This window comes from Acidocella sp., assembly GCF_028687955.1.
GTDB lineage: Bacteria > Pseudomonadota > Alphaproteobacteria > Acetobacterales > Acetobacteraceae > Acidocella.
Map to the genome: position 1 here is coordinate 1 of NZ_JAQTZC010000064.1, position 13,721 is coordinate 13,721.

11 protein-coding genes are annotated in these 13,721 nt (G+C 63.2%); 8 read left to right on the top strand and 3 right to left on the bottom strand.

Features of this window, described 5'->3' with window-relative positions; all coding sequences use genetic code 11:
- Positions 1–156: 156 nt before the first annotated feature.
- Positions 157–1,743 carry a phosphoglycerate dehydrogenase gene (gene serA, locus PHE40_RS08895; protein ID WP_299960935.1) on the bottom strand — a complete coding sequence of 529 codons (1,587 nt, stop codon included), beginning with the start codon at positions 1,741–1,743 and terminating at the stop codon, positions 157–159.
- Between the two features lie 12 nt (positions 1,744–1,755).
- Positions 1,756–2,928 carry a phosphoserine transaminase gene (locus PHE40_RS08900; protein WP_299960937.1) on the bottom strand — a complete coding sequence of 391 codons (1,173 nt, stop codon included), beginning with the start codon at positions 2,926–2,928 and terminating at the stop codon, positions 1,756–1,758.
- Positions 2,929–3,049: 121 nt separating this feature from the next.
- On the opposite strand from PHE40_RS08900, the gene PHE40_RS08905 reads away from it, so the two are divergent.
- The 4 genes from PHE40_RS08905 (at position 3,050) to glnQ (ending at position 6,368) form a co-directional block, all read left to right on the top strand.
- On the top strand, positions 3,050–3,505 hold the full coding sequence (locus PHE40_RS08905; RefSeq protein WP_299960939.1) for an Lrp/AsnC family transcriptional regulator: 456 nt from the start codon (positions 3,050–3,052) through the stop codon (positions 3,503–3,505).
- Positions 3,506–4,143: 638 nt separating this feature from the next.
- Complete coding sequence (gene glnH / locus PHE40_RS08910) at positions 4,144–4,911, top strand: glutamine ABC transporter substrate-binding protein GlnH (RefSeq protein ID WP_299960941.1); 768 nt, start codon at positions 4,144–4,146, stop codon at positions 4,909–4,911.
- A 75-nt stretch (positions 4,912–4,986) separates the two neighbouring features.
- Entirely contained in the window at positions 4,987–5,643 is a 657-nt protein-coding gene (glnP, locus tag PHE40_RS08915; RefSeq protein WP_299960943.1) for a glutamine ABC transporter permease GlnP, read from the top strand.
- A gap of 2 nt (positions 5,644–5,645) precedes the next feature.
- The gene (glnQ, locus tag PHE40_RS08920) at positions 5,646–6,368 is read left to right on the top strand and encodes a glutamine ABC transporter ATP-binding protein GlnQ (protein ID WP_408838922.1); all 723 of its coding nucleotides are present in this window, start codon (positions 5,646–5,648) and stop codon (positions 6,366–6,368) included.
- 24 nt (positions 6,369–6,392) lie between these two features.
- Here glnQ and PHE40_RS08925 read toward each other — a convergent pair whose 3' ends face one another.
- Complete coding sequence (locus PHE40_RS08925) at positions 6,393–7,661, bottom strand: Hsp70 family protein (protein WP_299960947.1); 1,269 nt, start codon at positions 7,659–7,661, stop codon at positions 6,393–6,395.
- 272 nt (positions 7,662–7,933) lie between these two features.
- Here PHE40_RS08925 and PHE40_RS08930 point away from each other — a divergent pair, with 272 nt between their 5' ends.
- The 4 genes from PHE40_RS08930 (at position 7,934) to PHE40_RS08945 (ending at position 13,697) form a co-directional block, all read left to right on the top strand.
- Complete coding sequence (locus PHE40_RS08930; RefSeq protein ID WP_299960949.1) at positions 7,934–9,163, top strand: TolC family protein; 1,230 nt, start codon at positions 7,934–7,936, stop codon at positions 9,161–9,163.
- Positions 9,160–10,221: an efflux RND transporter periplasmic adaptor subunit gene (locus tag PHE40_RS08935; protein WP_299960951.1), complete on the top strand. Its 1,062-nt coding sequence runs from the start codon at positions 9,160–9,162 to the stop codon at positions 10,219–10,221. Before PHE40_RS08930 ends, PHE40_RS08935 begins: the two co-directional genes overlap by 4 nt.
- Positions 10,218–13,295, top strand: coding sequence for an efflux RND transporter permease subunit (locus PHE40_RS08940; RefSeq protein WP_299960953.1), 3,078 nt, complete (start codon positions 10,218–10,220; stop codon positions 13,293–13,295). The genes PHE40_RS08935 and PHE40_RS08940 overlap by 4 nt, the downstream gene beginning before the upstream one ends.
- Before the next feature lie 99 nt (positions 13,296–13,394).
- A complete protein-coding gene (locus tag PHE40_RS08945; RefSeq protein ID WP_299960955.1) occupies positions 13,395–13,697 on the top strand; it encodes a hypothetical protein in 303 nt (100 codons plus the stop codon).
- The last annotated feature ends 24 nt before the right edge of the window (positions 13,698–13,721 follow it).

Sequence of the window (13,721 nt, forward strand, 5' to 3'; positions counted from 1 at the left end):
AGCTCTTGATTTTGCGCGCGGCCGCCCCACCAGCCCCGCGCGCATACCAGTCAGCCTTAAGGCTGACTGGTATAATTGGAAACACTATAAACCAGGCATAAAAAAAGGCCGGAGAATCACGCCTCCGGCCTTCCGATTCTCCCGCTGCGCGCCGGATCAGAACATCAGCGTCGTCGCCTGCATCACCAGCGGCAGCGCGCGGATCTGCGCCAGCACTGTGTCAGGTGTCGTGCCATCGGTGGAGACCAGGCAGATCGCATCCTCGCCTTCCGCCGCACGGCCCAGATGGAAGGTCGCGATATTCACCCCCGCATCCGCCAGCAACATGCCAAACCGGCCGATGAAGCCCGGTTTATCCTTATTGGTCACATAGAGCATATGCGGCGCGAAGTCGGCCTCCACCTTAATACCCTTAATCTCCACCAGCCGCGGCTTGCCGTTGCCGATCAACGTACCCGCCACCGCGCGGGTGCTGTCCCCCGCGGTCACTGAAATACGCACCAAGCTCTGATAATCGCCGACATGGTCGTTCGAACCCTCGGCCACCTCAATCCCATGGTCACGGGCGAATACCGGGGCGGAGACCATGTTCACGCCCTCCATCACCGGCCCCAGCAACCCGGCCAGCGCCGCGGCGGTGAGCGGGCGATGGTTCAATACCGCTGCCGCGCCTTCATACTCAATCAGCACGCGCGAAATAACGCCATCGCGCGCCTGCGTCAGCTGCCCGGCAAAAGCCCCCAGCAAGCGGCACAGTTCCATGTAGGGGCGCAGCCGCGGGGCTTCCTCCGCACTCACGCTCGGCATATTCAGCGCATTGCTTACCGAGCCGGTCAGCAAAAAATCGCTGATCTGCTCAGCCACCTGCAAGGCCACATTCTCCTGCGCCTCGGTGGTCGCAGCCCCCAGGTGCGGCGTCGCGATCACGTTTTCCAGAGCGAACAACGGGCTGTCCGTGGCAGGTTCCACCTCGAACACATCCAGCGCCGCGCCCGCCACATACCCGCTCACCAGCGCTTCATACAGCGCCGCCTCATCCAGCAGCCCGCCGCGCGCGCAGTTCACAATGCGCACGCCCTTCTTCGTCTTCGCAATCGCCTCGCGCGACAATATATTGCGCGTGGCATCCGTCAGCGGGGTATGAATGGTGATGAAATCCGCCTTCGCCAGCGCGGTATCCAGATCCACCTTTTCCACGCCCAGCTGCACCGCGCGCGCATCCGTCAAATACGGATCATACGCCAGCACCTTCATCTTCAGCCCCACCGCGCGGTCAGCCACGATCGAGCCGATATTCCCGCACCCGATCAGCCCCAGCGTCTTTGCGGTCAGCTCCACGCCCATGAAGCGGTTCTTCTCCCACTTCCCTGCCTTAGTCGAGGCTGATGCCTCCGGCAATTGCCGCGCCAGCGCGAACATCAGCGCAATCGCATGTTCCGCCGTGGTAATCGCATTGCCGAACGGCGTATTCATCACCACCACACCGCGCGAGGTGGCGGATTTCACATCCACATTATCCACGCCGATCCCGGCCCGGCCGACGACCTTCAAATTCGCCGCCGCCTCAAGCACCTCTTTCGTCACCTTGGTGGCGGAGCGGATCGCCAGACCGTCATACCCGCCGATGATCGCCCGCAGCTCGGCTGGCGTCAGCCCCGTCTTCACATCAACCTCAACGCCACGCTCTTTAAAAATCGCAATCGCGGCCGGCGACAATTTGTCGCTGATCAAAACCTTAACCATTGTGCAAACCTCTTAAAATTCTATGGAAACAGCGTCGATCGCGTAATCGATCCAGGGCAGCAGGGCGGCAATATCCGATGTCTCCACTGTCGCCCCGCCCCAAATCCGCAGGCCCGGCGGCGCATCGCGATATGCCCCTGCATCCAGCGCCACTTTCTCTTTCTCCAGCAGCGCGGCAACTGCCTTGGCCGCCTTGGCCTGGCCTTCGGCATCCAGTTTTTCAAACCAGGGCGCCGCGATCACCAGGCAGATCGAGGTGCAGGAGCGCGTCTCGGGCCGCTGCGCCAAAAACCTCACCCGTTCATTGCCTTCAACCCAGGCGGCAATCGCCGCCAGATTGCTTTCCGAGCGCGCAATCAGCCCCTTCAGCCCGCCCACGCCCTGCGCCCAGCGCAGCCCGTCCAGCGCATCCTCCACACAGAGCATGGACGGCGTGTTGATCGTCTCGCCCACAAAAATCCCTTCCGAGAGCTTTCCTCCGGAGGTGAGCCGGAAAATCTTCGGCAACGGCCAGGCGGGTTTATAGGTAAGCAGGCGCTCCACCGCGCGGGGGCTGAGGGCGAGCATCCCGTGCCCGCCCTCCCCACCCAGCACCTTCTGCCAGCTCCAGGTCACCACATCGAGCTTTGCCCATGGCAGATCCATGGCGAACGCGGCGGAGGTGCTATCGGCAATCACCAGCCCCTCGCGGTCATCAGGGATAAAATCGCCATTGGGGAAGCGCACGCCAGAGGTCGTGCCATTCCAGGCCAAAACCACGTCATGCGAAAAATCAATCGCCGCCACATCGGGCAGCTCGCCGTAATCAGCCTGTATCACCCGCGCATCGGCGAGCTTCAGCTGCTTAACCACATCCGTCGCCCAAGCTTCGGAGAAGCTCTCATGCGCCAGCACATCCACCGGCCGCGCACCCAGCATGGACCACAGCGCCATCTCCACAGCGCCCGTGTCCGAAGCCGGCACAATCCCCAAGCGCCAGCCTTCCGGCATGCCCAATATCTGCTTGGAGAGGGTAATCACCTCGGCCAGCTTCGCCTTCGGCCCCTTGGCCCGATGACTACGCCCCAGCGGCGCACCCGCAAGTGCTGCCAGCGTGAAGCCTGGCCGCTTGGCGCAAGGCCCCGATGAAAAATTAGGATTCTGTGGACGTACCGCCGGCATTGCGGCAATAGAAAAATCTGCCATAATAACTCTCCCTTACAGAAGAAAAGCGCCCCATTGGGGGGGCGTGACCCAGCCAGCCCTCTAGCCTGTTTCCCAACCCGCCGCAATAGTCCACGCCACAACACCAGGCAGCACCACCCGCATGACCGAGCTTGACAACATCGACCGCGCCATCCTCCGCCTCATCGCCCAGGATTCCTCGCTCTCCCTCAACGACATCGCGGACAAAGTCGGCCTCACCGCCACCCCCTGCTGGAAGCGCATCAAGCGCATGGAGGAATCGGGCATCATCCGCGCCCGCATCGCGGTGCTTGACGCCGACAAACTTGGCTTGCCCGTCTCGGTTTTCGTCTCCGTGGAAACCGCCGACCATTCTGGCGAATGGCTCGCCCGTTTCGCGCAAACTGTCGCCACCACGCCCGAGATCGTCGGCGCCTGGCGCATGTCCGGCGATGTGGACTACCTGCTCCACGTCATCGTGCCAGACATCGCCGCCTACGACGCCTTCTACCGCAAGCTCATCGCCGCCGTGCCCCTGCGCAACGTCTCCTCGCGCTTTGCCATGGAACGCATGAAGGAAGGACCTTTGCCGATTTAGGAGCACGTCCCTGTAACTGCTGAATGTATACCCCGACTCTGTGAGAATCTGGATGAGACTTGCCAAACGGTCTGAGAACGATTCTGGTGTTGGGATGAAGCGGCAAGGTTTTCTCGACGATGCATCGTGACGCGACCTGATCGAGTTGGCTCGGGATGGTCCGGCGGCGCATCGGTTGGCACGCCGTGCGAATGCGTTGGTGCTGCTGGATACCGGCATGAATTTCGCAGCGGTCGCCAAAGTCCTGAGCGGTCGCCAAAGTCCTGAGCGGTCGCCAAGGTCCTGGCGACGCCGGGGCGTGGTCACGGCGGTTCAGCACCCCGGTTATCTTCATGGCGTCCAAGCGGTTCTAGCCCGTTGACATATCCCACTGATTCTGGCCCCTTATGGGGGATGATTTTTTTTAACATCAAAATAACCCGGTCTTGGACATAAGGTCATCAGGATTGCCGCGCGGCTTCGCAGAAAGATTTTGACAGATTTTTGAAAGTTACGCAGAGTAATGAGCGGAAGAAATCTCCGCGAAATACTCCCGGGCAGACTGGCTTATCCTCTTTTCCTGACCACTGTTCCCCGCTTGCGCCGTTGCTGCACGATATTTAACATTTTTTGTATATTTATCAGGAAGGATACTTAACATGCGCCGTCGGATTCTCCTTGGAATTTTTACCGCCGCGCTCGCTTTGACAGGCAGTGCGAAAGCCTCTTTTGCCGAAGGGAAGGTTCTCACCGTCGGCACAGATGTTTCATTTATGCCTTTTGAATTCAGCAACAATGGAAAAACACAAGGATTTGACATTGATTTGTGGACCAAAATCGCCAGCGATCTCGGCTTGAAGTTCAAATGGCAGCCAATGGATTTCAGCGGTATCATCCCGGCACTGCAGACCAAAAACATCGACGTCGCGATTTCGGGCATAACGATTACCCCAGCACGGGCGCAAGTGATTGCTTTCTCAGAGCCCTATTATGCAAGCGGCCTGACGGCGGTTGTCGCCAAGAACGACACGGCGATCACCTCGCCGGCGGATCTCGCGGGCAAAAAAATCGGCGTTAAAACCGGGACGGCGACAGTCGACTGGGTGAAGGCCAATGTAAAAAATGCCCAGATGGTGAGCTTCCCCAATATTGACGATGCCTTGCTGGCCTTGCAGGCGGGGCGCGTGGACGCCGTGATTCACGACACGCCGAACGTGGTCTATTATGCCAACACCGCTGGCAAGGGCCTAGTGCGGGTGCTGACACCGCCGATGGAAAGCGGCGAGTATTACGGCATTGCCTTCCCGCAGGGCAGCCCGCTGGTGCCGCAGATCAACGCCGAGTTGTCGAAGCTTTCGGCTGACGGATTCTACAAGGCCACATATATCAAATGGTTCGGAACGCCGCCCACGTTCGAACCCAAATAACGCCTTGGCCGGACAGCCGGTGCCCCGGCTGCCCGGCTGATCCTGTTTCAATGTTTTCGCCAGGGGAGAGACCCAATGTCCTTTGATTGGTCTGCTGTCATCGCGGCTCTCCCACAGTTATTGCAGGGGGCTGAGCTTACCGTTTTCATCGCCGCCATCGGACTGATCCTCGGTATATCGGTTGGCATGTTGCTTGGGATGCTGCGTGCTTTCGGGCCGATGCCGGTTAATGCCCTGGTGCAGGTCTATGTCGCCTTTATCCGCGGCACGCCTCTCATCGTGCAGATCATGTTCATCTATTTTGCGCTGCCCATTCTTATGCATGTCAGGATTCAAGGTGTTACGGCAGGCATTATCGCCATTGCCATCAACTCCTCCGCCTATGTCGCCGAGATTGTCCGGGGTTCGCTGCTCTCAATCTCCAAGGGGCTAACCGAAGCCGGGCTGGCGATGGGCCTGCCGTTCTGGAAGGTTCTGGTCTTTATCACGGGGCCTCTAGCGTTCCGGCGGCTTATTCCGCCTTTGGGCAACCAGTGCATCACCAGCCTGAAGGATACCTCGCTGCTGCTGGTGATCGGCGTAAGCGAGCTGACCTTCACCGGCCAGGAAATCATCGCTGATAATTTCAGAGCTGTCGAAATATGGTCGGCTGTCGCCATGATCTATTTCGTGATGCTCAGTGCCGTTGGCCTGTTCTGGCAATATGTTGAAAGAAGGATGCCGATCCTATGAGCATTGTGAAATTCTCCAATGTCCAGAAAAGTTTCGGCCCCCATAAAATATTCAATGGCATCAACCTTGAGATCATGCCCCGTGAGGTTGTGGTTGTCATCGGCCCGTCCGGATCGGGAAAATCAACGCTGCTGCGTTGCATCAATGCCCTTGAATCAATCGAGGACGGCGACATCCGTGTCGACGGATATAGCGTAAAAGGCGGACGCAACGATATCCGCAATATCCGCCTGGAAGCCGGCATGGTGTTTCAGCAGTTCAACCTGTTCCCGCAGATGACGGCACTCGAAAATGTGATGTTCGGCCCGATGCGCGTACGCAAGGCAACGCGGCGCGACGCGCGCGAGCTGGCGCTGGCCCTGTTGGAGAAGGTTGGCCTCTCGGAACGCGCCAACCACTATCCCGCCGAGCTCTCCGGCGGGCAGCAGCAGCGTGTCGCCATCGCGCGCGCGCTGGCCATTCGCCCGAAGCTGATGCTGTTCGATGAGCCGACCTCGGCACTGGACCCCGAATTGCGCCAGGAGGTGCTGAAAGTGATGCAGACGCTGGCGGAAGAGGGCATGACCATGGTCATCGTGACGCATGAGATCGAGTTTGCCCGCAAGGCCGGAACGCGGCTGCTGTTCATGGAGGGCGGCAAAATCGCGCATGACGGCACCCCCGGCGAGCTTCTGACCAACCCGCCGAGCGAAAGATTGCGGGATTTCCTGCAACATGTCGTATAAGGCGCGCCCGGCGCGGGGGTGAGGTCAGGCCGCCTCGGCCAGCCGGTCACGGCCGATCAACGCCAACCCCTCGGCAACCGAAACGAATTCTCCCCCCGCCGAGATACGCTGCGAGCCGAAGCGCTCGGTGAAAATGCGCTGCACCGCGGGAACAAACGATGTGCCGCCGGTGAGGAAAACGCGGTCCACCTCCTCAACCGGCACTCCCGCGCGCTCCAGCGCCTGATCAACCGTTGCTGCCAGGCGCTGCACATCCGGGGCGATCCAGGATTCGAAATCATCGCGTGAGACTTCACTGTCGATCACCAGTTTTTCATGCGCGAAGTGTAGCCGCGCCGTTGGGGCTTTGGAGAGCTGAGCCTTTAGCGCGCTGACAGTCTGGTAGAGCTGATAACCAGCTTCATCGCGCACCAAGGCAATCAGGTTGCGCAGGCGCGAAGGGTCGGCGCTGGCGCGGGCGACTTCCTCGATGTCGCGCAGGATGCGGGGGGTGCGCATGAGCGAAAGCCGATGCCAGCGCGCGAAGCCGGAGAAATATTCCACCGGCACCGGCAAATCCGTACCCATCACCTTATAAGTGCCACCCTTGCCTAGCTGCGGGGAGACCACGTTGTCGATGATGCGGTAGTCGAAGGTGTCGCCCGCGATGCCTATGCCGCTATGGCTGAGCGAGACCACCGGATGCGCGGCGCCGGGGGTGAAGCGCAACAATGAAAAATCGCTGGTGCCGCCACCAAAGTCGCCCACCAGCACGGTGGCGGGGGCGGACAAGCCGCGGGTGAAGCGATAGCCGGCGGCCTGGGGTTCAAGAGCCACGTCAATCGCGGGGAAACCGGCGGCGGCATAGCTGGCGCGCAGACGGGCCTCACCGAAATCATCATCGGCGAAGTCTCCGGCAAAGCGCACGGGCCGCCCGGCGATGATGTGCGCGCCGGCATGCCCAGTCCCGAGCAGCGCGCGCAGGAACAGCGCGATCATCTGCTCCAGGGTGAAGATGCGGCCGAAAATATTGGTCTGGGTAAAACTGTGCTGGGCCAGATAGGTTTTCATCGACATGATGAGCCGGCTGTCGAGCGGGTCGTCCAGATAGGCCTCAATGGCCTGCGGCCCGGCGGCATGGTGCATGTGGCTGCGGCCTTTGGATTGCTCGCTCCAGAAGCACAGCACCGTGCGGAAAACGTCAAGCTCCGTCGCGCCAAAGGCGAAGCGCTGGGTCTTCACGCTGCCATCGGGCGAGAGCACGGCCACCACGCTGTTGGTGGTGCCAAAATCAATACCGATCAGCTTTGTCATTCAGGGGCCCAATGTTCAAGGAAAAGGGCTTCAAGCGCAGACGCCGCTGCGGCGCAAGGGCCAGGCGAGATGACAGTTCCGTCATATGTGACAAGGGGGCGGGGGGTAGGTTAGTGTGCGCGGGAACTTTGGGGCACACTGATTATATGAGCTTGCCGCGATACTATCGGATTGCCCTGAGAACGGGCTTGTTTCTGGGGCTCTCTGGCTGCGCGGTTTATCATCCTGCGCCGCTTGCTCTGCATGATTCTCTGCATGCCTCGGTTTCGGGTTTGCGTAACCAGTTGCCGGGCGGCGGCGCGGTGCCTCTGGGCGGGGCGTTGAGCCTGCCGGATGTGGCGGCGCTGGCGGTGTTGAACGATCCGGATCTGGTAGCGGCGCGGGCGCAGCGGGGCGTGGGCGAGGCGGATTTGCTGAGCGCGGGGCTGGTGCCTGATCCTTCGCTGAGCGCCGGGTTTGCGGCGCTGCTCAGCGGGCCGGGGAGCATGCCCGCACTGGCTGGGGGGTTGAGCCAGGATGTGTCGGCGCTGGTGACCTACCGGGTGAATGTCCGCGCGGCCAAGGCTGGGCTGGCGCAGGTGAACGCGCAGATATTATGGCAGGAATGGCAGGTGGCCAGCCAGGCTGAGCAGCTTTGCATCATGCTGCACGGCGATACGCAAAGCCTGGCCACGCTGCGGGCAGACCATGACGCGCTGGCACGGGTGAACGCGGCGACGCAGGAGCAGGTGGCCGCGCATAACCTCACCGTGGCGGCACTATCGGTCAGCATGGCGGATCTGGCGGCGGTGGACACGGCGCTGAACACGGCGATGCAGACGCGCGACCAGGACCGCGACCAGCTGGACGCGTTGCTGGGGTTGCAGCCAGGCACTGAGGTGGCGGTAGCGCTAAGCCCGGTGCAGCCGTTAACCCCGGCGGCGGTCGAGGACGCCATCAACTCGCTGGCGCAGCGGCGGCCGGATTTGATCGCGCTGCGCTTTGGTTATGAGCAAGCTGATGCGAAGCTGCGCGGGGCGATCTTGTCGCAGTTTCTGCCCGTGAGCATCGGCGCGACCGGCGGACGGGACACGAGCAATGTGTGGAGCGCCGGGCCGCAGGTGAGCCTGAGCCTGCCGTTGTTCAACCGCAACCGGGGCGCCATCGCGCAGGCAAGCGCCACACGGGCGCAGCTGGCCGCGCAGTTTCAGGCCAGCCTGGCCAGCGCGGATGCCGGGGCGCGGGCGCTGCTGGCGCGCATCGCGCTGTTGCAGGATGAGAGCGCCGCCGCTGACACCCAGGCCGCGGCAGCTGCGAAAATCGCGGCGCAGGCGCAAGCCGCGTTCGCCAGCGGCGCGCTGGATGCGAGCAGCGCCGCCGGGTTGCAGAGTGCTGCCACCAGCCGCGCGCGCGAGGCGATTGCGCTGCGGGTGCAATTATTGACCGCCCGGCTCTCGCTGGAAACCTTAACCGGGGTTGGCCTACCGGCAATCGCCCCCGCGCCGATGGAACCCGCCGCATGAAGTTTGTTCGCCCCTGGATGCTCCTGCCCCTGCTGTTACTGGCCGGGGCCGCGTGGCGGGTATTTGCCCCCACCCCGATGGCCACAGCAACGGCGGCGCCGAGCGTGCTGGTGAACACCATGAAGCTTACCCCCGGCCGCCTGCCCGCCACCGTTACGGCCTATGGCAGCGTGGCCGCCGGGCCGGGGGCGGAGCAAACGCTCTCCACGCAGGCCAGCGGCATTGTCAGCAATGTGGCGGTGAGCCTGGGGCAAAGTGTGGCCGCCGGGCAGGTACTGGCAACGCTGGCGGCGGATGCGCCCTCGGTCGCGGAGCTGCGCAAGGCGCGCGATGCGCTGACGGCGGCGCAGGCGGCGCGGGCGCATGTGGCGGCGTTGCTGGCGAGCCATCTGGCGACGAACGCGGATCTGGCGGCGGCGGAGCAGGCCGTGGGGGATGCCCGTGGCACGCTTAAGGCATTGCAGGCGGCCGGGGCGGGGCGGACACGCACGATCGTGGCACCGTTCGCCGGTGTTGTTGCCGCTGTGCTGGTGGCGCCGGGGAGTATTCAGCCGGCGGGCAGCGGGTTGTTGCAGCTGGCCGAGAGCGGCCATCTGGTGGCGGTGACGGGTGTGACCCCAGCGCAGGCGGGCAGTCTCCTCCTCGGCGATGCGGCGAAAATCACGCTGCTGAACGATGGCGGCGCGGTGGTGGACGGGCAAGTGGCGCTGGTGGCGGCGATGCCCAATCCGCAAAGTGGATTGCAGGATGTGACGCTTACCCCGCACGGCGCGCTGCCGCTGGGCGCGCCAGTGGAGGCGGTGATCACCACCGGCCAGCTGAACGGCTATGTGGTGCCGCGCGACGCGGTGCAGAGCGATGCGCAGGGCAGTTACGTATTTCAGCTCGATGCGCGCAACATCGCGCACCGGGTTAATGTACGGGTGCTCGGCAACGCGGGCGGGCAGAGCGTATTAGCGGCGGCGGGGCTGAATGCGGCGCTGCCGCTGGTCACCATTGGGGCGTATCAACTCGATGACGGCGCCGCGGTGCGGATAGCGAGCGGAGCCGGGAATTGAAATTCGCACTTTGGTTGAACCGGCACCGCCGCTCGGTGCTGCTGGCGGCGGCTGCCCTGGCCTTTGGCGGCGTCGTGTCCTCGCTTTCGCTGCCGATCAGCCTGTTTCCGCAGACGGCATTCCCGCGCGTGCGGGTGAATATAAGCACCGGCAGCCAGCCGGCGCAGCAGATGATGCTACAGGTCACGCAGCCGATGGAACAGGCGGTGCGCGCGGTGCCGGGGGTGGTGGATGTGACTTCCACGACCTCGCGCGGGTCGGCGCAGATGATCATTGATTTCAGCTGGGGAGCGGATATGACCACCGCCACGCTGGGGGTGAACGCCGCGGTGGCCCAGCTGCTACCCAGCCTGCCGCCCAGCACCAGCTATACCGTGCTGCGCATGGACCCGACGGTATTCCCCTTCATGGCCTATGCCCTCACCTCGCCCAGCGTGAGCCAGGTAAAATTGCGCGACCTCGCAAAATACCAGATCGTGCCGCTGCTCTCGGCCATTCCCGGCATGGCGCGGGTGCAGGTGCAGGGCGGCGATACGGCGGAGGTTGAGGTTGATGTGAACCCGCATCTGCTGGCGGCGTTTCATTTAACGCTGGGAGATGTGACCAGGGCGGTGGGGGCGGCGAACGTGCTGCAATCAGTGGGGAGGGTGGAAGACCACGACCTGCTCTATTTGCTGATGAGCGCAAATGCGCTGCACACGGTGGAGGATGTGAAGCATATCGTGGTGCGCGGCGGGCCGGATGGCGTGCTGCGGCTCTCAGATGTCGCCCGTGTGCATGCAGGGGTGGAGCCGCAATATTTCGCCGTCTCGGCGGACGGCAAACAGGCGGTGACCGTGCTGCTGTTCCAGCAGCCGGGCAGCAACTCGGTCGCAATCGCGCATGCGGTGGAGCAGGCGCTGGCGGGGTTCGCGCCGCAGATTCCGCCCGGCGTGCGCTTGAGCAAATGGTATGACCAGAGCACGCTGGTGGTGGCGGCGGCAAGTTCGGTGCGCGATGCGATCCTGATCGGGGTCGGGCTGGCGGCACTGGTGTTGCTGTTCTTCCTGCGCAGTTGGAGCATCACGCTGCTGGCGGTATTGATTGTGCCGGCCTCGCTGGCGGCGGCGGTGCTGGTGCTCTCGCTGCTGGGGATGAGCTTCAACATCATGACCCTGGGCGGGCTGGCCGCTTCGGTCGGGCTGGTGATCGACGATGTGATCGTGATGATCGAGCATCTGGCGCGCCGGGCCAGCGGGCAATATGCGGCGGACCATGAGCCGGGGGCGGTGCCGGTGCGCAACCGTGTGCTGGAGGATGGCGCGGAGTTTCTGGCGCCGCTCACCGGCTCCTCGGCCGCGACGCTGATCGTGTTCGCGCCGCTGGGGTTTCTCTCCGGCGTGACCGGGGCGTTCTTCAAGGCGCTCTCGATCACCATGGCCTCCACGCTGTTCGCCTCCTGGCTGCTCACCGCCTTCGCGGTGCCGCTGCTGGCGAGCCGGTTGATCAATTTCAGCAAATGGCACGACCCGGAGATGGACAAGCCCGGCTGGCTGACGCGCACCCATGGCGCGCTGCTGGCCCGGGTGTTCAGGCACCCTGCCCTGCTCGGCGGCGCGGTGGCGGGGCTGCTGCTGGTGGGGGCGCTTTCCTTCAACCATGTGCAGACCGGCTTCATGCCCAATCTCGACGAGGGCGGGTTCGTGCTGGATTACCAGAGCACGCCCGGCACCTCGCTGGGGGAGACGCAACGCGAAATCGCGCAGGTGGAAGGTATTTTGCGCGCTGACCCGGCGGTGGAGAGCTTCTCGACGCGGATCGGGGCCGGGTTTGGCGGCGACCTGAACGAGCCGAACCAGGGCGATATCGTGGTACGGCTGACCCCGATTGGCACCCGGCCGGGGATCGATACCGTGATGCAGCGGCTTGGCGAACAGATCACCGCCCAGGTTCCTGGCGTGGATACCGATTTGCATCAGCTGATGGGCGATGAGATCGGGGATCTAACCGGGGTGCCGCAGCCCATCGAGGTGAAATTGGCGGCGGCGGACCCGAGCCAGCTGGGGCCGGCGGCGCTGCGCGTGGCCGCTGTGCTGGGCCGCATCGCGGGGGTGAATTCGGTGGTGAACGGCATCGTCCCGGCGGGGGATGCGTATGAAATCCACGTTGACCCGGCGCGCGCGGCGATGCTGGGGCTGGACCCGGCGAGCGTGGCGGCCAGCCTGGATACGCAGTTGAACGGCAGCGTGGTGACCACGCTGGAGGGCCAGAACCAGCAGACCGGGGTGCGCGTGCAGCTCGACCCCGGCACCAAGGCGAACACCGATGCGCTGGCGGCAATTCCCATTGCCACCCCCAGCGGCAAGCTGGTGCCGCTTGGCAGCATCGCCAGCTTCTCCATCGCCGCCGGGCAACCCGAGATCACGCGCGAGAACCTGCAACAGATCGTCGCGGTGACGGGGCGGATCAGCGGACGGGGGATCGGCAGCGTGATCGCGGATGTGAAAACCGCGCTGGCCAGGCCCGGCGTGCTCGGCCCGGGAGTCACCTACACGCTGGGCGGGCTGTATAAGCAGCAGCAAATCGCCTTCGCTGGGCTGGTGCGCGTGTTCATCGCCGCATTGCTGGCGGAATTCGCGCTGCTGCTGTTTCTCTATGAGCGGTTCTCGCTGGTGTTCGCGATCATGGGCACCTCGCTGCTCTCGACCACCGCGGTGTTCACCGGGCTGTGGCTCACCGGGATCGAGCTGAACATCACCGCGCTGATGGGCATGACGATGATCGTGGGCATCGCCACCGAAATGGCGATTTTCTTCGTCAGCGAATACACCCATCTGGCGCAGGACATGGACACCCGCGCCGCACTGATCGCCGCCAGCGTGAACCGCTTGCGGCCCATCGCCATGACCACGCTCGCCGCCATCCTCACCCTGCTGCCACTGGCGCTCGACCTCGGCCAGGGCGCTGGAATGCAACAGCCACTCGCCATCGCCATCATCTCAGGACTGCTCGTGCAATTCCCCATGGTACTGCTGGCACTCCCCGTGCTGCTCTGGCTGCTGCGCGAACGCAAGAGCGAGCCGGAAATTTCGTAAATCTTTCGTAACGCGCTGCCTTGTTTGCGCCTTGATACCGCCCCGAGGCTGACCCGTTTTCCCGCATAATGGAAAACATCAGCTCTGGAGGGCCGGTTTATGAAAACAACTGCGACGCGAACCAAATTTCTGCTTGCCACTTTGACTCTGGGCATCGGCTTGGCGATGACACATGCTGCCAAGGCCGATGACTGGCGCGACCGTGGCGGCGATGGCTGGCACCACCAGCAGCGCGGCGGCGATAACCAGCGCGACCATTGGCAGGCGGGCTGGGGCGGCGGGTATTATCCGCGCCCGCAGAATTACGCACCGCCAGCGCCAGCCTATTACGCCCCGCCCCCGGCTTACTACGCGCCACCGGCAATCGTGGTCGGCTTTGGCGGCGATGACGACGACGATTAGTGCTACGGTTGCGTTTTTGATTTA